The sequence below is a fragment of the Glaciihabitans arcticus genome, from assembly GCF_004310685.1.
Classification (GTDB): domain Bacteria; phylum Actinomycetota; class Actinomycetes; order Actinomycetales; family Microbacteriaceae; genus Conyzicola; species Conyzicola arctica.
On record NZ_SISG01000001.1, the window covers coordinates 2,513,145 to 2,534,865 of the forward strand.

The 21,721-nt window shown below is 67.1% G+C and carries 23 protein-coding genes and 1 tRNA gene; 15 read left to right on the forward strand and 9 right to left on the reverse strand.

Annotated features, from left to right (window positions below; translation table 11 throughout):
- Window positions 1–111 precede the first annotated feature (111 nt).
- From EYE40_RS12185 to EYE40_RS12205, 5 genes are all read left to right on the forward strand, one after another.
- A complete protein-coding gene (locus tag EYE40_RS12185) occupies window positions 112–1,566 on the forward strand; it encodes an MFS transporter (protein ID WP_130982200.1) in 1,455 nt (484 codons plus the stop codon).
- Between the two features lie 52 nt (window positions 1,567–1,618).
- The gene (locus EYE40_RS12190; protein ID WP_130982201.1) at window positions 1,619–2,410 is read left to right on the forward strand and encodes an isocitrate lyase/PEP mutase family protein; all 792 of its coding nucleotides are present in this window, start codon (window positions 1,619–1,621) and stop codon (window positions 2,408–2,410) included.
- 56 nt (window positions 2,411–2,466) lie between these two features.
- Entirely contained in the window at window positions 2,467–2,901 is a 435-nt protein-coding gene (locus EYE40_RS12195; protein WP_130982202.1) for a MarR family winged helix-turn-helix transcriptional regulator, read from the forward strand.
- Between the two features lie 75 nt (window positions 2,902–2,976).
- On the forward strand, window positions 2,977–4,161 hold the full coding sequence (locus EYE40_RS12200) for an acetyl-CoA C-acetyltransferase (protein ID WP_130982203.1): 1,185 nt from the start codon (window positions 2,977–2,979) through the stop codon (window positions 4,159–4,161).
- Window positions 4,158–5,357 carry a lipid-transfer protein gene (locus EYE40_RS12205; RefSeq protein WP_130982204.1) on the forward strand — a complete coding sequence of 400 codons (1,200 nt, stop codon included), beginning with the start codon at window positions 4,158–4,160 and terminating at the stop codon, window positions 5,355–5,357. Before EYE40_RS12200 ends, EYE40_RS12205 begins: the two co-directional genes overlap by 4 nt.
- Here EYE40_RS12205 and EYE40_RS12210 read toward each other — a convergent pair.
- The 6 genes from EYE40_RS12210 to EYE40_RS12230 are packed head-to-tail and all read right to left on the reverse strand — an operon-like array spanning window position 5,354 to window position 10,522.
- Complete coding sequence (locus tag EYE40_RS12210; protein WP_130982205.1) at window positions 5,354–6,211, reverse strand: prenyltransferase; 858 nt, start codon at window positions 6,209–6,211, stop codon at window positions 5,354–5,356. The two genes, EYE40_RS12205 and EYE40_RS12210, sit on opposite strands and share 4 nt — an antisense overlap.
- A complete protein-coding gene (locus EYE40_RS12215; RefSeq protein ID WP_130982206.1) occupies window positions 6,204–6,548 on the reverse strand; it encodes a lycopene cyclase domain-containing protein in 345 nt (114 codons plus the stop codon). Before EYE40_RS12215 ends, EYE40_RS12210 begins: the two co-directional genes overlap by 8 nt.
- Window positions 6,545–6,874: a lycopene cyclase domain-containing protein gene (locus tag EYE40_RS12220; RefSeq protein WP_130982207.1), complete on the reverse strand. Its 330-nt coding sequence runs from the start codon at window positions 6,872–6,874 to the stop codon at window positions 6,545–6,547. The genes EYE40_RS12215 and EYE40_RS12220 overlap by 4 nt, the downstream gene beginning before the upstream one ends.
- Window positions 6,874–8,589, reverse strand: a complete 1,716-nt coding sequence (crtI, locus tag EYE40_RS12225) for a phytoene desaturase family protein (RefSeq protein ID WP_193554509.1) — start codon at window positions 8,587–8,589, stop codon at window positions 6,874–6,876. The genes EYE40_RS12220 and crtI overlap by 1 nt, the downstream gene beginning before the upstream one ends.
- Window positions 8,586–9,455: a phytoene/squalene synthase family protein gene (locus tag EYE40_RS15520; protein ID WP_193554510.1), complete on the reverse strand. Its 870-nt coding sequence runs from the start codon at window positions 9,453–9,455 to the stop codon at window positions 8,586–8,588. The genes crtI and EYE40_RS15520 overlap by 4 nt, the downstream gene beginning before the upstream one ends.
- The gene (locus tag EYE40_RS12230) at window positions 9,452–10,522 is read right to left on the reverse strand and encodes a polyprenyl synthetase family protein (RefSeq protein ID WP_240034808.1); all 1,071 of its coding nucleotides are present in this window, start codon (window positions 10,520–10,522) and stop codon (window positions 9,452–9,454) included. Before EYE40_RS12230 ends, EYE40_RS15520 begins: the two co-directional genes overlap by 4 nt.
- A 17-nt stretch (window positions 10,523–10,539) precedes the next feature.
- Between EYE40_RS12230 and idi the strand changes: the two genes are divergently transcribed.
- Window positions 10,540–11,064: an isopentenyl-diphosphate Delta-isomerase gene (gene idi, locus EYE40_RS12235; protein WP_130982208.1), complete on the forward strand. Its 525-nt coding sequence runs from the start codon at window positions 10,540–10,542 to the stop codon at window positions 11,062–11,064.
- Window positions 11,065–11,124: 60 nt separating this feature from the next.
- Complete coding sequence (gene deoC / locus EYE40_RS12240) at window positions 11,125–11,811, forward strand: deoxyribose-phosphate aldolase (protein ID WP_130982209.1); 687 nt, start codon at window positions 11,125–11,127, stop codon at window positions 11,809–11,811.
- On the opposite strand, the gene dcd is transcribed toward deoC, so the two are convergent.
- Window positions 11,808–12,413 carry a dCTP deaminase gene (dcd, locus tag EYE40_RS12245; protein WP_130982210.1) on the reverse strand — a complete coding sequence of 202 codons (606 nt, stop codon included), beginning with the start codon at window positions 12,411–12,413 and terminating at the stop codon, window positions 11,808–11,810. The two genes, deoC and dcd, sit on opposite strands and share 4 nt — an antisense overlap.
- Before the next feature lie 56 nt (window positions 12,414–12,469).
- Here dcd and EYE40_RS12250 point away from each other — a divergent pair.
- From EYE40_RS12250 to EYE40_RS12275, 6 genes are all read left to right on the forward strand, one after another.
- Window positions 12,470–12,543, forward strand: a tRNA-Gly gene (locus EYE40_RS12250).
- Between the two features lie 37 nt (window positions 12,544–12,580).
- Window positions 12,581–13,222, forward strand: coding sequence for a dienelactone hydrolase family protein (locus tag EYE40_RS12255; protein WP_130982211.1), 642 nt, complete (start codon window positions 12,581–12,583; stop codon window positions 13,220–13,222).
- A gap of 10 nt (window positions 13,223–13,232) precedes the next feature.
- Window positions 13,233–13,529, forward strand: a complete 297-nt coding sequence (locus EYE40_RS12260) for a DUF2470 domain-containing protein (RefSeq protein ID WP_240034809.1) — start codon at window positions 13,233–13,235, stop codon at window positions 13,527–13,529.
- Window positions 13,530–13,630: 101 nt separating this feature from the next.
- Complete coding sequence (locus EYE40_RS12265; protein ID WP_130982212.1) at window positions 13,631–14,038, forward strand: DUF4383 domain-containing protein; 408 nt, start codon at window positions 13,631–13,633, stop codon at window positions 14,036–14,038.
- 40 nt (window positions 14,039–14,078) lie between these two features.
- Window positions 14,079–14,618, forward strand: coding sequence for a hypothetical protein (locus EYE40_RS12270; RefSeq protein WP_130982213.1), 540 nt, complete (start codon window positions 14,079–14,081; stop codon window positions 14,616–14,618).
- Window positions 14,619–14,736: 118 nt separating this feature from the next.
- Window positions 14,737–15,393, forward strand: a complete 657-nt coding sequence (locus EYE40_RS12275) for a biliverdin-producing heme oxygenase (RefSeq protein WP_130982214.1) — start codon at window positions 14,737–14,739, stop codon at window positions 15,391–15,393.
- A gap of 10 nt (window positions 15,394–15,403) precedes the next feature.
- On the opposite strand, the gene EYE40_RS12280 is transcribed toward EYE40_RS12275, so the two are convergent.
- Window positions 15,404–16,702, reverse strand: a complete 1,299-nt coding sequence (locus EYE40_RS12280; protein WP_130982215.1) for an ATP-dependent DNA helicase — start codon at window positions 16,700–16,702, stop codon at window positions 15,404–15,406.
- A gap of 209 nt (window positions 16,703–16,911) precedes the next feature.
- Between EYE40_RS12280 and EYE40_RS12285 the strand changes: the two genes are divergently transcribed.
- Together EYE40_RS12285 and EYE40_RS12290 are read left to right on the forward strand one after the other, a co-directional pair.
- On the forward strand, window positions 16,912–18,648 hold the full coding sequence (locus tag EYE40_RS12285; protein ID WP_130982216.1) for an endo alpha-1,4 polygalactosaminidase: 1,737 nt from the start codon (window positions 16,912–16,914) through the stop codon (window positions 18,646–18,648).
- Window positions 18,649–18,712: 64 nt separating this feature from the next.
- Window positions 18,713–19,684 carry a hypothetical protein gene (locus EYE40_RS12290; RefSeq protein ID WP_130982217.1) on the forward strand — a complete coding sequence of 324 codons (972 nt, stop codon included), beginning with the start codon at window positions 18,713–18,715 and terminating at the stop codon, window positions 19,682–19,684.
- On the opposite strand, the gene EYE40_RS12295 is transcribed toward EYE40_RS12290, so the two are convergent.
- Window positions 19,681–21,648 carry a bifunctional copper resistance protein CopD/cytochrome c oxidase assembly protein gene (locus EYE40_RS12295; protein ID WP_204742247.1) on the reverse strand — a complete coding sequence of 656 codons (1,968 nt, stop codon included), beginning with the start codon at window positions 21,646–21,648 and terminating at the stop codon, window positions 19,681–19,683. The genes EYE40_RS12290 and EYE40_RS12295 overlap by 4 nt on opposite strands.
- Window positions 21,649–21,721 lie beyond the last annotated feature (73 nt).

Here is a 21,721-nt window from a genome sequence, read left to right on the forward strand (position 1 = left end):
GGTTTTGCGCTGTCAAGTTCTCTCAGCAAAACCTGAGCTAACTCGACTCAACTTCATCGCCTCTCGAACTGGGGCACCCACTGTTTACCCGCAGGCGATAGCGTGTGGATCATGAGCGACAAGGGCGAAACTCCGCGCGTTATTCCGACGGCTGCCAGGACGGGCGCGGTCGCAGCCGTCGGCCTCGAACTGCATTCCGACCGGGTGGTGCCGCGTCGCCAGGTCTTCGCGTGGGCGCTGTGGGACTGGGCGACGCAGCCGTTCAATACGGTCGTCCTCACCTTCGTCTGGGTGCCGAGCTTCCTGACCTCGTACTTCTTCCTCGACTCGGCGACCTCCGCGAGTGGAATCGGCGCCGACGGCTCGCGGATCGACTGCGATACGGCGGTCAACGCAGCGACCGCCTACTGTGGCGGATTGGGGTCGCTCGCGGTGCAACTGGGCTGGGGCATCACCGTCGCGGGAATCCTTATCGCCCTCCTCGCCCCCGTGATGGGCCAGCGCGCAGACGCCGACGGCCGCCAGAAGCTGCAGCTCGGCATCTTCACCGCCCTGCTGATCGTCGCCCAGTTCGGCCTGTTCTTCGTCGACGGCACCCCCGCCTTCTTCTGGCTGGGCGTCTCGCTCATCGCCATCGGCAGCGTCTTCGGCGAGATCGCCAATGTCAGCTACAACGCGCTGCTCGTATCGATCGCGAGTCCGCGCAACGTCGGGCGCATCTCGGGCCTCGGCTGGGGGTTCGGCTATCTCGGCGGCATCATCGCTCTCGCGATCGTCGTCGGCTTGATCCTCGGCGGCGTGCTTGACGGCGACAACGCGATGACCTTCCGCATCATCGGGCTGGGCGCTGCGATCTGGACGGTGATCTTCGTGATCCCGATCTTCCTCTACGTACCCGAGCCGCCGAAACTGCGTGAGATCGAGCGGGTCAACTTCTTCCGCGGCTACGTCGAACTCGCCCGCAGCATCCGCCGACTCTGGCGCACCGCCCGTCACACCTTCTGGTTCCTGCTCGCGAGCGCCGTCTACCGCGACGGGCTCTCGGCCGTGTTCGTGTTTGGCGCCGTCATCGCCGGCCAGGTCTTCGGCTTCGGGTTCACCGACCTCGTCATCTTCGGCATCGTGCTCAACCTGGTGGCCGGGGTTTCCACGATCTTCTCGGGCCGTCTCGATGACCGCATCGGTCCGAAGCCCGTCATCCTCTTCGCCATCGGCGGCCTGGTGATCTGCTGTCTCGTTGTCTTCTTCGGCGCCCCTCTCGGCAAGCCGCTGTTCTGGGCCGCCGGCATCGTGCTGGCGGCGTTCGTCGGACCGGCGCAGGCCGCATCCCGCTCCTTCCTTGCCCGCATCACGCCTGCCGGATACGAGGGCGAGATCTTCGGCCTCTACGCCACCACCGGCCGCGCGGCCGGCTGGATGGCGTCGCTGCTCTGGGGCATCTTCATCGCGGCCGCGGCCAACCAGACCCTGTACGGCATCCTCGGCATCGCCCTGATCCTCGCCATCGGCTTCGGCCTGCTCTGGTTCGTGAAGGCGCCCGCGCGACCGGCGGCAGCCTCCGCCTGACCATGTCCGTAATGCGCTGGCAGATGTCGGGCGGGCGAGGCAGGCTGGACACATGACAAACACGAACGCTGCCAAGGCCGAACTCCTCCGCTCGCTCCACGTACCCGGCGACCCGCTGATCGTCACCAACGTGTGGGACGCCGTCACCGCTCGCATCGTCGCCGGGGCTCCCGGCGTCAAGGCGCTCGCCACGGCCAGCCACGCGGTGAGCTTCGCGCACGGCGTCGAGGACGGCGAAGGCCTCTCCGTCGAGCAGGCGCTCTCGGTAGCCGAGCTCATCTCGGGCGCGGTCGACATCCCGGTGTCCGTCGATTTCGAGAAGGGGTACTCACCTGACGCCGCCGGTGTTCAGCGCAACGTCGAGGCCCTCATCGCGGCCGGTGCTGCGGGTATCAACATCGAGGACAGCATCGGGCAGCCGAAGGTTCCCAATTTCTCCATCGAGGATGCAACGGCGCGCGTCGCCGCGGCCCACGCGGCCGGCGTCTCGACCGGCGTCCCCATCGCGATCAACGCCCGCGTGGACGTTCTGGCCGGCGGCGGGGAGTGGGATGACGCGGTTGCGCGAGCCAACTCCTACCTTGAGGCCGGCGCCGACTCGATCTTCTTCCTCGGTCTCGGCACCGAGGAGCTGGTGGCCCGCGCGATCGACGAGGTGAACGGCAAGATCTCGGTGATCGCCCACCCCGGCGCGGTCCCCCTAAGGAAGCTCGCCGAGCTCGGGGTGTCGCGCGTGAGCTTCGGCCCGTTCGTTCTCGGCCTCACGCTCGCGCACCTGCAGGCCACGGCCACCCAGCTCACCGCCCTCGGCGACTACCCCGAGGAACTCGGTTTTAAGTACTGACCAGTCCCCCGTTCTGGCTCTTCCGGTCCACGCCCGAGCGGGGGTACAGTGCCGCCATGACCGATCAACGCCCGATAGGTTTCTGGTTGAAGCTCGTCGACAGGCTCATCGACGAGCAATTCGCTTCGACGCTCGAGGAGCACGGCGTCACGCGCCGGCAATGGCAGCTGCTCAATGTGCTGTCCCGTGGTCCCGCGACGGTGCACCAGCTCGACGCGGCCGTCGCCCCGTTCCTCGCCAACCGGGGAGAGGGTGTGTCCGAGTCTTCCGCAGAGCACCTGTCCGAGCTCATCGAGAGCGCCTGGGTCGACGCGACACAGGCCGGGTACGAACTGACCGAGCGTGGCCAGGCGGCGTTCCGCCGACTCGCTGATGTCGTGGCCGAGCAGCGCACCACAGTCGCCCGCGGCATCACCGACGCGGAGTACCTGGCCACGGTCGATGTGCTGTCGCGGGTCGCCCACAACCTCGGCTGGACCGACCCGAACTAGTCCCACCCAGCTTGCCCCCATGCTGCGGAGGCACGATGATCTGAGAAGGCGCATCGCCCAGCAGAAGGATTCTCAATGTCGAGTTCAGTCATCGTCGCCGGAGCACGCACGCCGATCGGACGCTTCCTCGGAGGCCTGTCGACCCTGAGCGGGTCGGACCTCGGCGGGATCGCGATCGCGGCCGCACTGGAGCGATCCGCGGTCGCGCCCGATGCCGTGGACTACGTGATCATGGGTCAGGTGCTCACGGCGGGAGCCGGGCAGCTTCCCGCCCGGCAGGCCGCGGCGGCAGCGGGCATCCCGATGTCCGTTCCGTCTACGACCATCAGCAAGGTCTGCCTCTCGGGCATTCAGGCGGTGATCCTCGCCGACCAGTTCATCCGAACCGGCGACTTCACGACCATCGTCGCCGGCGGGCAGGAGTCGATGTCGCGTGCTCCGCACCTGTTGCCGGGCTCGCGCACCGGCACGAAGTTCGGTGACGTGACCATGGTCGACCACATGGCGATCGACGGGCTGCAGGACTCCTTCACGACCGAGGCGATGGGCCTGCTCACCGAGCGGACCAACGATTCGCAGCCGCTCACGCGTGCTGCTCAGGATGCGTTCGCCGTCCGCTCGCACGAACGCGCGGCCGCCGGCTGGGATGCGGGTGTCTTCGACGCCGAGGTCGTGCCGGTGTCGGTTGCGCAGCGGCGCGGCGACGCCGTCATCGTGGCGCGGGATGAGGGCCTGCGCCCGACCTCCGTCGAAGCGCTCGGCAAGCTCGCCCCCGCTTTCCGCCCGGACGGCACGATCACCGCCGGCAACGCTTCGCCCATCTCCGACGGCGCGTGCGCCCTCGTGATCATGGATCGCGATCGCGCCGAAGAGCTCGGCCTCGAGTGGCTCGCCGAGATCGGCGCGCACGGCATGGTCGCCGGCCCGGACTCGAGCCTGCAGGCCCAACCGGCCAACGCGATAGCCCTCGCCTGCGAGCGGGAGGGAATCACGCCCTCAGACCTCGACCTCATCGAGATCAACGAAGCCTTCGCGGCGGTCGGCCTCGCCTCGACCGCGCAGCTCGGCATCGACCCCGAGCGCGTCAACGTGAACGGCGGAGCCATCGCGGTAGGTCATCCCATCGGCATGTCGGGCGCGCGGATCGTGCTGCACCTCGCCCTCGAACTGCAGCGTCGTGGCGGCGGCATCGGCGCCGCAGCACTCTGCGGGGGCGGAGGACAGGGCGACGCGCTCATCGTTCGGGTGCCCAAGCGATGAACCGTGTCTTCGTGGTCGGGGTCGGGCTGACGAAGTTCGAGAAGCCCGGACGCCGCGAGAACTGGGATTACCCGGACATGGCGCGCGAGTCGGGAACGATGGCGCTTCTCGACGCGGGCATCGAGTTCGAGCAGGTCGAGGAAGCGTTCGTCGGGTACGTGTATGGCGAATCGACGGCCGGAGAGCGTGCGGTCTACGAGCTCGGGATGACCGGCATCCCGATCACGAACGTCAACAACAATTGTTCGACCGGCTCGACGGCACTCTACCTGGCCGCCCGCTCGATCCGGGGCGGGCTGGCGGACTGCGTGCTCGCGCTCGGCTTCGAGAAGATGAAGGCGGGCTCGATCTCGCTCGACAGCTTCGGCGATCGCGAGCCCCCGCTGCAGCGTCACATGGATGCGCTCGCCCTCTCCTCCCCGCCCGCCTTCCCGCCGGCCGCGTGGATGTTCGGATCCGCCGGCGTGGAGCACATGGAGCGCTACGGCTCGACTCCCGAGCACTTCGCCCGCATCGCCGAGAAGAATCACCGGCACTCGGTGGGCAATCCGTACGCGCAGTTTCAGCGGGAGTATTCGCTCGCCGAAGTCGAGGCCGACAAGATGATCTACGAGCCCATGGGACTCACGCGGCTGCAGTGCTCACCGACGTCCGACGGCTCGGCCGCCGCGATCGTCGTGAGCGAGGCCTTCGTGGAGCGCCACGGGCTCGCGGCCCAGGCCGTGGAGATCGTCGGCCAGGCGATGGTCACCGACATGCGCGCGAGTTTCGAGACGGGTTCGACCATCGACATCGTCGGCGCCGACATGACCCGCAAGGCCGCTGAGGCCGTATACGCCCAGGCCGGGCTGACGGCACAGGATGTCGACGTGATCGAGTTGCACGACTGCTTCTCGGCCAACGAGCTCATCACCTATGAGGCTCTCGGTCTCGCCGAGATCGGCGAGGGCCACCACCTCGTGGATTCGGGTGACACCACCTACGGCGGACGATGGGTGGTGAACCCATCGGGCGGACTGATCTCGAAGGGGCACCCGCTCGGGGCGACGGGGCTCGCGCAGTGCGCCGAGCTGACCTGGCAGTTGCGCGGAACGGCAGAGGCGCGCCAGGTTCGTGGGGCCAAGGTCGCGCTGCAGCACAACATCGGACTCGGCGGCGCGGCCGTCGTGACGGCGTACCGTCCGGCGGAGCGTTAGGCGATCAGGGCCCACCAGATGAGCAGCATCGTCACGAGGAATCCGGTGACGAAGTTGAGCCAGAGGAATCTCTTCCAGCCGCGGTTGGCGCTCTCGGCGTCGTCATCGGTGATGTTCCAATACATGCCGCAGCTGATCGCATAGGGCAGCGCGAGCACGGCCGCGAGCGGGCCGGGCCACTCGCTGAACAGCAGCAGAACACCTGCGAGCAGGTAGGCGATGACCGAGACCCGCACCGTCGCGCGGGCGCCAATGACTGTCGCGATGGACGCGATGTGTGCTTCGCGGTCGGCGATCACGTCCTGCACGGCGCCGAAGGCGTGCGATCCGATCCCCCACAGGAAGAAGGCTGCGAGCACCATCCACAGTTGGGGCGTGAAGGCCGCGCCGGCGAGCACAAGTCCGTAGATTGCCGGGGAGACGAAATGCGTGCTCGAGGTGAGCGAATCGATGAACGGCCGCTCCTTTAAGCGCAGGCCCTTCGCCGAGTAGGCGATCACGGCGAACACGCTGATCGCGAGCACCAGCCAGGAGAGAGGACTACCGACCACAACCAAATAGGCGAGGAATGGGATATTGGTGACCGCCGCCGAGATGAGCGTCGGCCGATGCATGCTCGGCGCGAGCAGGGCACCTTCAACGCCGCCCTTGCGCGGGTTCCGCAGGTCGGACTCGTAGTCGAACACGTCGTTGATGCCGTACATCGCGAGGTTGTAGGGCACGAGGAAGTAAAGCGTGCCGAGCACAAGCGTCAGGTCGATCTCGCGCGTCGCCAGGAAGTAGGCGGCGGCGAAGGGGAAGGCCGTGTTGATCCAGCTCAGCGGGCGGGACGAGACGAAGAGCGTTCTAAGCATCGGTGCCCCCGGGGCCAGCGCTCTCCGCGCGCTCGACGGCGCTCGGCCGCTTGGCGAGCAGCGCCCACAGCGTTGGCAGGAGTACTACGGCGGCCACCGCGTAGGCGAAGTCCTCGAGGGGAGCGATTCCGACGAGCGCTCCGCTGATGCGGGACTCGTCGTAGCCGACCAGGCCGACTCCGATCATGATGTTGTCGAACAGCGCGGTCATCAGCAGCACAACGACGAGCACGACGGCGACGGACGTCCAGCGCGGGCTGCGTCGCTCGAGCAGCACGGCGACAACGACCGCGGCGACGACGGCGAGGAACACGGCGTTGAGCATCCAGTAGGTCATGCGCGCTCGGCTCCTCGCGCGGAACGCCAGCGTTCGACGCCGGTGTAGAGGTTCATCGTCAGGTAGCCGAGCAGGCTGAGGAAGAACAGCTCCTCGACCGGCAGCTCCGGTGCGACCTGCAGCCCGGTCATGAACTCCGTCTCGCCGCGGAAGAAGATGCCGAGGCCGATGCCGAAGAGGTCCCAGACGACGAAGAACACGATGCCTGCAGCCAGCACGAGTGCCGCGCGCCACGGCGAGCGCCAGAAGAACAGCGTGAACCGGCGATCGAGCAGCACCATTCCGGTGAGGGCGATGAGCAGCGCGAGCAGGTAGAGAAACTGCACTACTTGCTCGTGGGGAGCTTCTTGGCCGCGGGCTTGCGAGGGGCGGACTTCTTCTTCGGGGCGGGAGCCGGAGCGTTGGATGCCTCGGGGCGTTCGGCGGTCTCAGCGACCGGCGCTTCGACAAGCTCAGCGACCGGGTCGACCGGCTCATCCTCGACCGTGCGTACGAGAGGCTCGGGCAGCGGCTCCGTCGTGGTGTCTCCGCGCAGGCGCTTGAGCAGCACCTCGGCACTGATCAGGCACATCGGCAGTCCGATGCCGGGGATCGTGGATCCGCCGACGTAGTACAGACCGTCGACCTTCTTCGACTTGTTGCCCGCCCGGAAGAACGCGCTCTGCTTGAGCGTGTGCGCGGGGCCCAGCGCGGTGCCGCGCCAGGCGTTGAGGTCGTCCGCGAAGTTGCCGGGCCCGACGGTGCGGCGCACGGTGATGCGGGAGGCGAGATCCTCGATGCCGGTCCAGGCGGCGATCTGCGCGATCACCTTGTCGGCGAGCACCTCGATGCGGGTATCCCCGTCGCCGTCGACATCTCCGCGCCCGATCGTGGGATCGGCCGGGATCGGCACGAGGACGAAGAGGTTCGTGGAGCCTGCGGGCGCGACATCCGGATCAACACCGCTCGGCTTGCAGATGTAGAGCGATGCGGGATCGGGCACCGAGGAGTTCTCGCCGAAGATCGCGTCGAAACCCTTGTCCCACTCGCGCGCGAAGAGCAGCGTGTGGTGCTCTAGCTCAGGGATCTCCCCGTCCACACCCAGGTAGAGCAGCAGCGCGCTCGGGCCGGGCACGCGGGTGTACCAGTACTCCTCCGGGTACGTGCGCTGTTCCGGCTCCTTGAGCAGCTGGGTCTCCGTGTGGTGCAGGTCAGCTGCCGAGACCACGACGTCCGCCTCGGCGAACTCGGAGATGCCGGTTCCGACCGTGTACTCGATGCCGGTCGTGGTGCGTCCTTCGACGACGATGCGGGTGACGGCGGCGTTGGTGACGATCTCCACGCCCTCCGCGCGAGCCAGATTCTCGATGCTCTGGATAACACGGCTGAAGCCACCCATCGGGTACAGCACCCCGTCCGCCAGGTCGAGGTGGCTCATCAGGTGGTACATGCTCGGCGTCAGCTTGGGCGAGGAGCCGAGGAACACCGCGGGGAACCCGAGGATCTGGCGCAGGCGCAGGTCCTTGACCGTGCGCGCGACGAGACGGGAGAGCGGGCGCAGCAGCAGACGCGCGAAGGTTCCGCCCTGAGCGAGCACCTCGCCGGTCGCGATCGGTCGCAGGTCGGCGAAGCTCGTGTAGAGGAACTTGCGTTTGGCCAGGTCGTAGGTCGACTTGGCCGAGTCGAGATACTTCTCGAGCTTCGCGCCGGCACCGCGTTCGATGGATTCGAAGAGGTCGACGTTCTCCTCGCGATTGGCCGCGATGTCGATCGGCTCGTCCGCTCCCTCGAAGTAGACCCGGTAACCGGGATCGAGGGTTACCAGTGAGAGCTGCTGCTCCGCCGAGGTGCCGAGCAGTTTGTAGAAGTGGTCGAAGACCTCGGGCATGAGGTACCACGAGGGGCCGGTGTCGAACCGGAAGCCGTCGCTCTCCCACAGTCCCGCGCGACCGCCGAGCTCGGGGCGCCCCTCGAAGACCCGAACGCTGTGGCCTTCGCGGGCGAGCAGCGCAGCGGACGCGAGGCCACTGATGCCGCCTCCGATGATGACTACGCGGCTCATGCTCGAGGGGTCCTTCCGAGGGCTGCTGCGGCGGCTATTCGTGCCTTGACAGGATTGGGGACTCGCACGCGCGTGCGGCGGAGTCGATCTGCGGGTGTCGCCCGCAAGCGTACCGAGAGTTCGGCGAATAGTCCCTGCGCGAGCGCAACTGCCTTGCGACTCGTCGGCGGCAGGTCGGGCACAACCGCAGCAGAGGTGCGCAGGTCGGCGTCGATGTCGTCGAGCAGACGCACCTTGTCGGCCTCGGTGAACGACTCGACGCTGACCCCCGGAAAGTAGCTGCGGCCGAGGGTGTCGAAGTCGGCTGCGAGATCCCGAAGGAAGTTGACCTTCTGGAACGCGGCCCCCAGCGCACGGGCGCCGTGCTCGAATCGGTCGCGCTCAGCGGTCGTGACGGGCACCCCGAGCAGGAACGACCGCAGGCACATAAGACCCACGACCTCGGCGGACCCGTACACGTACCGGTCGAAGCTCTCCTGGTCGTGCTCGGTCTCGCTGAGGTCGGTGCGCATCGACTCGAAGAAGGGCCGGGTGTACTCGGCGCCGAAGCCCGACTCGCGCGCGGTCAGGGCGAAGGCGTGAACGACGAGGTTCGTGCTGAATCCGGATTCGAGGGCTCGTTCGACCTCGACCTCGAGCTCGTTGAGTTGGCGAGCCGCTCCGACGGTGTCGAGTCCGGCTTCGACAGCCGCGCCATCCACCACCTCATCGGCCACGCGCACAAGGGCGTAAATGTTTTCGACGTGCTGGCGCACACCCGAACCGAGCAGCTTCGACGCGAGCCCGAACGACGTCGAGTATCGGCGGATGACGACGCTCGCCGTCTCCTCGGCCACCCGGTCGTACAGGTGCAGTCGCGCGCTCACTTGACTCGGCCGAGAACGGCGTCGGCGACGGGGTGCAGCTCGACCCGCAGGGCCGGCGGGATGTGCGGCTCGGCGAGACGCGCGAGCGCACGGTTGCCGTAGTAGCGGGCGAGACCCTCGGCGAAGGAGCGAGCACCGCACGAGGTGAGCACGGCGCGAACCGACGCGGCCTCCTCCTCGGTCAGGTCGTGCTTGCCGATCAGGGGTTCGATGGAATCCCACTCGGCGGTGCTGGTCGCGTAGGAGATCATGACCGTGCGCTTGCCCTCGCGCAGGTCGCCGAGCGTTGTCTTTCCGGTCTCGGCCTCGAGGCCGAACACCCCGAGCAGGTCATCAACGAGCTGGTAGGCGATGCCGATCTCGCGGCCGAAGTCGCCGAGGGTCGCCACGACCTCTTCGCTCGCGCCGGCGAGGATCGCCCCGGCCTGGAGCGGGCACTCGAAGGAGTAGACGGCAGTCTTCAGGCGCTCCATGGTGAGGATGTCGTCGACCCTTGGCATCTCGGGTGCCGTTGCGAAGTCGACGTCGATGAGTTCCCCGGCCGCCGAGGCGAAGAGCGCGTCATCCATCACCTCGATGAGACGCGAGCGCACGTTGTCGGCGACCCCGCTGCGATCGATGAGGCGGTACGAGTTGAACAGGGCGAGATCGCCCGCAATGACGGCGGCTGAGATTCCCCTGTGTTGTGCGGCCTTTTCGTCGCTTCCGCGCGCCGTGGCCAGATCGCGGTAGGCGCCGGAGATGTTCGCGACACCGCGGCGAACGAAATCGTTGTCGATCACGTCGTCGTGAACGATGAGAGCGGTGTGCAGCAGCTCGAATGCCGCGCCGATGTAGGCGGCGGCCTCGAAGTCCTCGCCGCCCAGGGCCTCGTACGCGGCGAACACCATACGCGGCCTGAACCGCTTGCCGCCCGTGGTGTTGCTCTCGAGTGTCTCCCAGAGGTGAACGTACTCGGGACCGAAGGCCGAGGCGCGGTTTTTGGCTAGGCTGAAGAAGCGTTCGAGCACCACATCGACCTTGGCCTGCCGCTCCTCGGATACGGCCAAAACGTCGGAACCACTCACCCAGTCAGGATACCGCGTTGACCACTACGACAGCCGAGCAGGTCGTGCTCGTAGCGGATGACGGCACTCCCGTCGGCACCGCAGACAAAGTGTCCGTGCACACCGAGAACACGGCTCTCCATCTCGCCTTCTCCTGTCACGTCTACGGTGCGGATGGGCGGGTGCTCGTCACCCGCCGCGCGCTCTCCAAACTCACCTGGCCGGGGGTGTGGACGAACTCGTTCTGCGGTCATCCGGCACCCGGCGAAGCGCAGGTCGACGCCATCGCCCGCCGCGCCGCGTTCGAGCTCGGCCTGCGGCTCGAGAACATCGAGCTCGTGCTGCCCGACTTCCGCTACCGCGCGGTCGATGCCTCGGGCATCGTCGAGAACGAGATCTGCCCTGTGTACCGCGCGACGACCTCCGCCGACCCGGTCGCCAACCCGGCAGAGGTTTCCGAGTGGGAGTGGCTCGAGCCGTCCGCCCTTCTCACCGCGGCGGCGGCCGCCCCGTTCGCCTTCAGCCCGTGGCTCGTCTGGCAGCTGGAGCAGCTCGGCGAGTAGCCTGTAGTGAGTGGTCAGAGTTGCCCGCGTTCTCTGCTCGCTACTCTCGTCAGGTTTTTTATGTCCTCCCTCATCGCGCCCCTCGTCGATCACACGCTCCTCAAGCCCGATACGACCGCTGAGGATGTCACGGCTCTTATCGCCGAAGCCCTCGAGCTGGGCGTCTACTCGGTCTGCATCTCACCGGCCATGCTGCCCGTGAGCATCCCCGAGGGCAGCGGGCTCAAACTCGCGGTCGTCTGCGGATTCCCGAGCGGCAAGCACACCACCGCGAGCAAGACGGCCGAGGCCGCCGAGTCGATCGCGCTCGGTGCGGACGAGGTCGACATGGTCATCGACCTGGGTGCGGCGAAGGCCGGACGCTTCGACCTGATCGAGGCGGATGTGCGTGCGGTGCGCGGCGTCATCCCGGCCCCTCGAATTCTCAAGGTGATCATCGAGTCGGCCGCGCTGACCGACGAGGAGATCGTCGGCGCCACGCTCGCCTCGGTCGCCGCGGGTGCCGACTTCGTGAAGACGTCGACGGGGTTCCACCCGGCCGGTGGCGCGACCGTGCATGCCGTCTCGCTGATGGCGGCCACGGTCGACGGCAAGCTGGGCGTGAAGGCGAGCGGCGGCATCCGCACCATTGAGGACGCGCGCGCCATGATCGAGGCCGGAGCCACGCGGCTCGGCCTGTCCGGCACGCGCGCGATCCTCGAGGAAGAGGCCGGCCTCGTGGTGACCGGTGTGGCTTCTTCGTACTAGTTGCCCGGTGCGCCGAGGTCGGTGACGGAGACGTCGGTGCGGTGAAAGTTCTGGAAGCTGCGGCTCGCCGTGGGTCCGCGTTGTCCCTGGTAACGGGATCCGTAGGGGCCGGTGCCGTAGGCGTTCTCGACGGGCGAGCTGGTCTTGATGAAGCAGAGCTGCCCGATCTTCATTCCGGGCCACAGCTTGATCGGCAGGGTGGCGACGTTCGACAGTTCGAGGGTCACGTGGCCGCTGAAGCCGGGGTCGACGAAGCCGGCGGTGGAGTGCGTGAGCAGGCCGAGGCGTCCGAGTGAGCTCTTGCCTTCGAGGCGGGCGGCGATGTCGTCGGGCAACGTGACCAGTTCGTAGGTGCTGCCGAGCACGAACTCGCCCGGGTGCAGGATGAACGGCTGGTCGGGTGCCGTCTCGACCAGATGGGTGAGATCGGGCTGGTCTTCGGCCGGATCGATGAAGGGGTATTTGTGGTTGTCGAACAGACGGAAGAACCGGTCGAGCCGAACGTCGATGCTCGACGGCTGCACCATCTCCAGGTCGAGAGGCTCGAGGCCGATGCGTCCGGCGGCCAGCTCGGCCTTGATGTCCCTGTCTGAAAGCAGCATGCGAACAGACTACTGAACGAGCGGGGCGCGCCTCGCTACAATCGAAGCGCACGTTCGCGGATGTAGTTCAATGGCAGAACTTCAGCTTCCCAAGCTGATAGCGCGGGTTCGATTCCCGTCATCCGCTCCACCGGCCGCGATCACTCGCAACAGCTAGCATCAACACCATGGTCGACCTCGTGCCCGTGCCCTCCCCCGGTGTTCCGCTCTACTACGGCACCCCCGGCGACCCGCTCGTCATCGTGCTGCACGACTGGCACGGCCGCCTGCCCTGGCTCGAGGGCTACGCCAATGGGCTCGTTCACGCCGGCTTCCGGGTTGCGGTCCCCGACCTGTACGGCGGATGGTGCGCCACCAGCGAGGAACAGGCTGCCGTGCTGCGCAGCGAACTTGAGGTCGCGCCGAGTCTGGCCATCCTCGATGAAATTGTGCAGGCATCCCGGACCGAAGGCTCGCAGAAGGTGGGTGCTGTCGGCTCGTCCATGGGCGGCTGGCTCGCGCTGCAGTACGCGCAGCGGGGCGAGGTGGATGCCGTGGTCGCCTACTACGCGACGCTCGGCCCCGCGGAGCAGGGCGTCATCCCGAACCCGGTGCTTCTGCACTTCGCAGAAACCGACCAGTGGGATGCGGGCGCCGACCCCGCCGCCTTCGTATCCCGGCTGAAGGAGGACGGCACCCCCGTCACCGAGCACAACTACATCGGCACGGTGCACGGCTTCGCCAACGCATCGATCCCGAAGGTGGACACCCGCGCGGCGGCCCTCGCCTTCGCGCGCACCGCGAGCTTTCTGCAGGACCACCTCGGGTAAATTGGAACCCGTGCCCGTTTTCGAAAAGTCAGTCGTGTCCGCCGTGCTCCACCACATGAACGACGACCACCCGGAGGACAGCCTGCTCATCGCCCAGGCCTTCGGTCACACGGATGCCACGGCCTCCGTCATGACGACCCTCGACGAGAACGGCGGCACCTGGGTGTACACGCTGGACGGCAGCGAGATCCCCCTCACTCTCCTGTGGACGAACCCGATCAGTGAGCGCCCGGAGATCCGCCGCGAGATCGTTGTGCTCTACGACGCGGCCTGCGAACGCCTCGGAATCACACCGCGCCCGCACTAGTCGGTCAGGTTTTTCTCAGAAACGGCAATCCAGCTGGCTCCCAGTTCCGAATACCTCGTAATTCGTCGGGCGTTGGGCTCGTCGTGCTAGGAGGAAACATCATGACCAAGTCCCCGAACCGCCTGCTGGGAGTCGTTTTCGGCGCGGTTTACCTTCTCGTCGGAGTCCTCGGATTCTTCTTCACCAACGGTGTCGGCATCTTCGCCACCGAGGGTGGCCTGCTGCTCGGCATCTTCGAGGTGAACCCGTTCCACAACGTGGCCCACCTTCTGATCGGTGCCGCGCTGCTGTTCTCGGGTCTCGCGAACGTCAAGGCGGCCCGCACCACCAACACGATCGTCGGTGCCGCGTACCTGCTGCTCGGTGTTCTCGGCCTCTTCATTCTCGACTCGGCCATCAACATCCTCGCGCTGAACGGCGCGGACAACGTGCTGCACTTCGCGAGCGCCGCTGTACTGCTCGCTGTTGGCCTCGGTGCCGACAAGTCCGCTCGCACGGCAACCGTCTAACGACTGCCTCACAGAAGCCCATCGGAAGAGGAGACAGACCATGTCACAGATCACCCGCACCTGGCTCGCGTTCGCCGCGGTCGGCACTGCCCTGATCCACCTGGCCCTGGTCGTCAGCTCTCCTCTTCCGGTGGGCATCGTGCTCACGCTCGTGGGTCTGACCGAGCTGGTCTGGGGTGTCGCGGCCATGGCCGGCATCCGCCTACTCGCACCGCGCCTCGCCCTCGCCGGCGCCGTGGTGCCCATAGTTTTGTGGAGCATCGTGCTGCTCGTGGCCGTCGAGTCCTCTGACTCAGCGATCGCCGAGCCGCTTCGCTTCCTCCCCCTCGCCATCGCCGCGGTGCTCGAGCTCTTCGCCGCCGGTGTACTCGCCGTGCACATCCGTCGCGAAAACACGGGAGAGCAGACCGCTCCCCCCGCTCCGTCGGCCGGCAAGTACCTGCTCGGCCTGTTCGTCGGCGCACTCGTCGTCGCCGGCCTCACGACGCCGGCCCTTGCCGCGACGGAAGCCGGCCAGTACGCGCAGCCGCACGGCCAGCACGGCGTCGTCGTCGAAGACAGCGAACACGGCGGCCACTAGGCCGGGGGAATCGCACGTGCCGGTCGCACCACCCAGCTCGGTGCGACCGGTACCTTATTTAACCGCGCCGTTACCTCGCTCCGCTAAGCTAAGGGTTCCCTAACCTCCGGAGCCCGCCGTGCCTGAAGTCATTCCGTTTTCCCAAGCACTCCGCGAGCGCACGCGCAGCGGCCACAGTGCCAGCGAGGGTGCATCGTTTATGGACGACCTCATGACCGGCAAGGGCTCGCGCGACGACTACATCGCCCTCGTCGCCCAGCACTTCTTCATCTACGAGGCTCTCGAGGCCGCGACAGCCGCTATGGCCGATGACGCGGTTGCGGCGGCGTTCATCAGCCCGCAGCTGATCCGCCTTCCCGCCCTCGAGGCAGACCTCGAGTTCCTTCTCGGTTCGGGATGGCGCGACCAGATCGCCCCGCTCCCGACCACCGCGCGCTACGTCGAGCGCATCCACTCCACCGCCGCGACCTGGAGCGGTGGGTTCATCGCCCACCACTACACCCGCTACCTCGGCGACCTCTCCGGCGGCCAGATCATCCGCACCCTGATGCAGCGCCAGTTCGGCTTCGAGACCAACGGTGTGGGTTTCTACCTGTTCGACCAGATCGCCAAGCCGAAGGAATTCAAGGAGACCTACCGAGACCAGCTCGACGCGGTGGACTGGGATGACGCCGAGCGCGAGCGCGTCATCGACGAGGTCATGATCGCGTACCGCTTCAACACCGAGCTGTTCGTCGACCTGGCCGACGCCAAGGCGTCGGCGGCCGTTGCCTAATACCTGACGGCTAGGCCTCGATCGCGGGGATCGGTGTCGCGCGCGACATAAAGCGGCGAACCGCCTCGTCGACGATGATGTCGCTCGGACGCAGCGGTCGCGTGAGGAACAGCCCCTCGAGCGCCGTGATGCGGCTCAGAGCCACATAGGTCTGCCCGGGAGCGAAGGACCGTTGGCCGAGGTCGACGATCGCCCGGTCGTAGGTCTTGCCCTGCGACTTGTGGATGGTCACGCCCCACGCGAGGCGCAACGGAAACTGCGTGAATTCGGCGACGATGTCCTTCTTGAGCTGCCGGGTCGCTGCCGAGTAGGAGTAGCGGTACTTCTCCCACACGGCGGGCTGCACCTCGTGCTCGAAGCCGTCGAGCTCGACGAACACCGTTGACGCGATCTTGGTGACGGTGCCGACGGATCCGTTGACCCAGCGCATGCCGCCATCCTGCGCGGAATCGTTGCGCAGGAACATGACCTGCGCGCCGACCTTGAGTTCGAGCGCCTCTTCGGCGGGGTAGGCGCGGCCGCCGAACTCGCCGCTGATCTCCGCGCGGGCCGTGAGCACCCGGCCGGGCAGGCGCGCGAGCTCACTGTTGTTGATGCGGTTGACCGCGACGTTCGTGGTGGCGAGGGTGATTGCGCCGTCCGTCGGCGGGGTGCGCGCTCCGGTCTCGTTGAGGCGTCCGGCGATCTCGGCCGTGACCCGGCCGTGGCGCACGGCGTTGAGCATGGCCTTGAACTCGTCCTCGTGCTGGCGGTGGATGGTCGAGAGCTCGTAGATGACGAGGTCGGCCGACTTCCACACCCGGGCGTCGAAGAACCACATCGAGTCGTACTGGTCGTCGAAGTAGGCGCGCTCGTCACCGTCACCGGGCACGGGAGCGAGCTGGTAGGGGTCGCCGAACAGTACGACCTGCACACCGCCGAACGACTCGAGCGGGCGCTGGCGGGCCTGGCGCAGGCTGCGGTCGACCGCGTCGAGCAGGTCGGCGTTCACCATCGAGACCTCGTCGATCACCAGGGTGTCGATCGTGTTGAGCAGTTTGATGAGCTCGCGGCTCTGCTCGATCTCGTGGTCGGCGATGACCCCGATCGGCAGGCGGAACAGCGAGTGGATCGTCTGGCCGCCGACGTTGAGGGCGGCGACCCCGGTCGGCGCGCAGATGACGACCTGCTTCGAGGTGTTCCACGAGAGGTGGTTGAGCAGCGTCGATTTACCGGTGCCGGCACGGCCGGTGACGAAGATGTGTTCGCGCGTCGTCTCGATCGCGTCGAAGACGGCTTGCTGCTCGGGTGCGAGCGAGGGGCCGTTCACTCTCGCCCCGCCGATGCACACTTCATTCCGACCAATCTAGCCGTTCCCGCGGCCGCTTGCGGCGGTCATCCACAGCGGCTAATGATCACTCCGATTGCGCATTGCATCAGTTCGGCTGCGCGTTCGTTGACGGGCAGACAGGCCCATCTCTACGGTTACGCGGTAACAACCCAGAGCGCCACACCGTGGGGCTCGAAAGGAGTTCCCCCGTGATCAAGGATCCCCCGCAGCGCCGATCACCGATGCTGCGTGTGTCGGCCATCGGCGTCGCCCTCACCACCGTCATCGCCGGCATACTCGTCGGCGCCTCCCCCGCCATGGCCGCCACGACGGTGCTCGCACCGACCGGCCTCACCACCACCGCTGGCGTCGTCGGCAGCGGCCAGACCTACAGCGCACTCGCCGTGAAGGACCAGACCGGCACCCAGGACACCTGGGCCAAGTACGTCGAACTCTCCCCGTCCGGTTCCGCCGCCTACTCCGGCTACCGCACCTACGCACTGCCCTCGACCGTGACCCCGTCGAGCGTGACCGGCATCTCCGTCGCCGTCAACTACAAGGGGCCGTCGACGGCGAACCAGACCTGGACCTGGGCTCTCTACAACTGGAACACCGCAGCGTGGACCACCGTCGGCACCAACGCGACCGCCCCCAGCTGGGGATCGTGGAAGGCGCTGACCTTCGCGAGCCCGACCTCGACGAGCGGCCTCGTCTCTTCCACGGGAGCGATCCGCGTGCGCGTCGCCGCCAACAACACGTCCGACAGCGCGAACCTCGACTACGAGGCCGTCACCGTCACGAGCGGCACCGCGCCGCCCGCCGACAGCACGGCACCGAGCGTGCCCGCGGGACTCACGGTGAGCGGCACCCCGACCTCGTCGTCGGTGTCACTCGCGTGGGCGGCATCCACGGACAATGTCGGTGTGACCGGCTATCAGGTCTTCCAGAACGGTGGCACCACGCCGGTCGCCACGGTGACCAACACCACTGCGACGATCAGCGGACTTGCAGCGTCCACCGCCTTCTCCTTCACGATCAAGGCACGGGATGCCGCGGGCAACAGTTCGGCGGCGAGCTCGGCCGTCACCGCCACAACGGCTGCGGGCACAACTCCCCCGGCCGGCTACACGCTGCCCCTCGCCAACGACCAGTTCGACTACCAGCTGGGCGGCATCTACACTCCGTCCTCCGGTGTCGACATCGTCTCGCGTGACCGCACGGCGGTACCCGTGGCCGGCAAGTACAACGTCTGCTACGTGAACCTCATGCAGACCCAGCCGGATGCTCCCGACGAGTCGGTGACCAACCCCAACTACGGCACGACCCAGTGGTGGAAGAACAACCACTCGAACCTGCTGCTCAAGAACAGCGCCGGGCAGGTCATCGTCGACGTCGACTGGAACGAGGCCATCTTCGACGTGCGCACCGCAGCCAACCGTGCCGCGCTGCTCGAGATCCAGAAGCCCTGGATCCTCGCCTGCAAGAACGCGGCGAACGGCGGCTTCCAGGCGATCGAGCCCGACAACCTGGACTCCGACCTGCGCTCGACCGGCCTCATCACGCCCGCGCAGAACAAGGAGTACCTGAAGCTCGTCATCCCGTACACCCATTCGGTCGGTCTCGCCATCGCGCAGAAGAACGCGAGCGACGCGTACGGCACCACCGGCAAGACGTTCGTGAACACCGTGAGCCCCGCACAGGGCTTCGACTTCGCGATCGCCGAGGAGTGCGAGCGCTACAACGAGTGCCCCGCGTACAGCGCGTACGGCAACCTGCTCTACGAGATCGAGTACACCGACGAAAACCCGAACGTCACCCGCAACGGCGTGACCAAGACGGTGTACCAGTGGGCGTGCTTCGACCGCGGGGCGATCCACTCGATCATTCTGCGCGACCGTGACGTGGTGCCCTCGGGCACAAGCGGCTACGTCTACCAGAACTGCTAGAAGCGTTCTGCTCGAGCGAGCCCTCGTGCCTTCGGGCGCGGGGGCTCGTTCTAGGATTGCAGTCATGCGCCGCGACCTGATCCCCTGGCTCGTCGGCCTCGGGCTCCTGGTGCTCGGCTTCGGCGGCGCGGTTCTCACGCTCAACACGCAGCTCTACAGCGCGAGCGGGTTCGTGCGCGGCTACCTCGAGGCACTCGAGAACCGGGACAGCGCGGCAGCCCTCGATGTGCCGGGTGTGCGCACCACGACGCAGGGTGCGGATGCCCTGCTCACCGACGACGCAATGGGCAGGCTGGGCGGCATCAGCCTCGTGCGCGACACTGCCGGCGCCGGTGGAACCCGAACGGTGGTGTTCGACTACACGCTCGGGGCGGCCAAAGCGGAGGGTCGCACCGAGTTCACGGTCATGCAGACCGGCACACGCTTCGGGCTGTTCCCAACCTGGCGCTTCGTCGCGAGCCCGCTCAGCACGCTTTCGGTGTCGGTGCTGCACGACGACAGGTTCGAGGCGAACGGGCTCGAACTTGTGTCGCCGTCCGGCGCGGGAGCCGCATCCGGTCTCCTCGTCTTCGCGCCCGGCGTCTACGAGCTCGGCCACGAGTCAACCTATCTCGCCGCGAAGCCGGTCAGCACCGAGGTCACAACCCTGGGCTCGATCGCCGACGTCGCGATCGACGTGCAGGCGAATGCGACCTTTGTCGAACAGGTGCAGGCCGATCTCGCCACAGCGCTCGACGACTGTGCCACCCAGAAGATCCTGATGCCCACGGGCTGCCCCTTTGGCCAGCCGGTGTCCAACCGCATCGACGGTGACCCGAAGTGGTCCATCGTGGACTACCCCGAGGTTGAGATCGAACCCGGCGAGATCGCCGGTGAGTGGCGGATGCCCTTCGCCCCCGGCACCGCACACCTGCGCGTTCCCGTGCGCTCGCTCTTCGACGGCACCCTCTCGACGTTCGACGACGACGTGCCGTTCACGGCCGAGTACACCATCACTTTCGTGGACGGCCGGATCGTGCTCACCGAAGCGGGCTAGTTCTTGCCCGAGCGCTTGGCGAGCATCGCGTTGTACTCCTCGAGCTCCGCGTCGCCGTCGCGCTCGGCCTTGCGGTCGTAGCGCTTCGACTCCCGTTCATCGCTGCGCGACCACATGATCGCGACGGCGATCGCGAGCGCGACTGTCGGGATCTCCCCTACGCTCCACGCGATTCCGCCACCGGCCTGCTGGTCGGCGAGGGCGCTGGTGCCCCAGCCCATCGCGCCGTACCAGTCGGCGAGCAGCAGTCCTGTTCCGGTCATCAGTGCGAGGCCGAAGAAGGCGTGGAACGCCATCGTCGCGAGCAGCACAAGCAGGCGGATCGGATACGACGGACGGTTCGGCTGCGGATCGATGCCGATGAGCGACTGGGTGAACAGATAGCCGACGGCAAGGAAGTGCACGATCATCCACTGGTGGCCTACGTGGTCCACCGTCGCCCAGCGGAAGAGCGGGGAGTAGTAGAACACCCAGAGGGAGCCTGCGAAGAGCACCGCTGCGACGACCGGGTTGCCGATGACCGCGAAGTAGCGGGAGTGGGTGATGAGCAGCAGCCACTCGCGCCCGCCGCGGCTGCCGTCGGTGCGCTTGCGGATCGCGCGCAGCGCGAGGGTGATGGGGGCGCCGGGTACGAGCAGCACCGGCACGACCATGCCGATAACCATGTGCGCGAGCATGTGCGCACTGAACAGGTACTTCTCGTACGCGTTGACGCCACCGTTGGTCACGTAGAACAGCACGAGAATTCCGGCAACCCACGACACGGTGCGCAGCACCGGCCAGGCGTCGCCGCGCTTCTTCAGGCGCCAGACCGCGGCGAGGTAGAAGAACAGCGCGAAGCCACAGACCAGCAGCCAAATGAGGTCGAAGTTCCAGATGGTGAAGAGGTTGGCCGTCGAGATCGGCGGCGGCAGGGGAGACCCGGTGAGGAACTCGGCCGGCGTCGGGTTCTGGGTGGTGTTCGCCGGCGTCTCAGCCTGGGGCGTCGCCGTGCGTGCGAGTGCCGCAGCGACGCCGGAGGCGATCCCCATGAACGCGAGCTCAGCCGTGATGAGCCACCAGAACCAGCGCTTCTCGTGGGCGCCGGGGCGTTGCATCCTCTCGATGACGAAGCGGCGCTGGGCGAGGCCGAACAGTCCGAGCGCGATGAGGGCCGCGGTCTTCGTCAGCACGAGCAGGCCGTAGGGGGTGAGGAGGTTGTCGAGGGTGCCGACGCGGATCTCGGCGCTCACGTAGCCCGAGATTGCGACGACCACGAAGCAGACGATCGCAAGAGACGAGTAGCGCTGCAGCACGATACCGAGCCGGCCGGACTCGAGGGTGCGCTGGGTGAGCGCCATGGTGAGCAGTCCGCCGAGCCAGATCGCGGCGAAGACGAGGTGCAGCCAGATGGCCGAGGTTGCCGCGTCGTGGTTGGCGGTATTGCCGGCGTGGCCCTGCAGCCCCATGGGGATCAGGCCCAACACGGCGGCGATCGTCATGACCAGCACGAGCGAGTGGTTGCGCACCGCGAAGCACAGCACGGTGAGCGCCGCCGCAATCAGAGTGGTGGTGAGCCAGGCCTGGCCGGACTCCTGCGTGGTCAGGTAGGTGGCGAGCAGCGAGCCGAAACGGTCGTCGAGGGTGATCGGCTGCTGGTAGGCGAAGAGGAAGGTGAAGAAGCCGGTGGCTCCGGATGCAACGGCCCACGCCGCCGCAGAAGCCGCGGCCACGTCGAGAGCCGCGCCATACTCGGGCTTCTTCGCGTCGAGGGCGAAGGCGGCGAGGGCCAGGGCGCCGATCGTTCCGGCGGCACCGATGTTCACGAGCAGCTTGGCGAGCGGAAGTCCGAAGCGCACGACCGGACCCACGTCGGCGATCAGCTCGGGCTTCGCGGCCCCGCCGAAGTTGAGGGCGATGATCGCGGAAACGAGTGCGACGAAGAGCAGGGCCGCTGGCCCCACTATGCGGACGAGTCGTGGCACCCACCCAGCCTAAGCGTCAGCAGCTGTGAGGAACGTCATCCTGCCCCCGGGCACACAAAAGGGCGCCGACAAC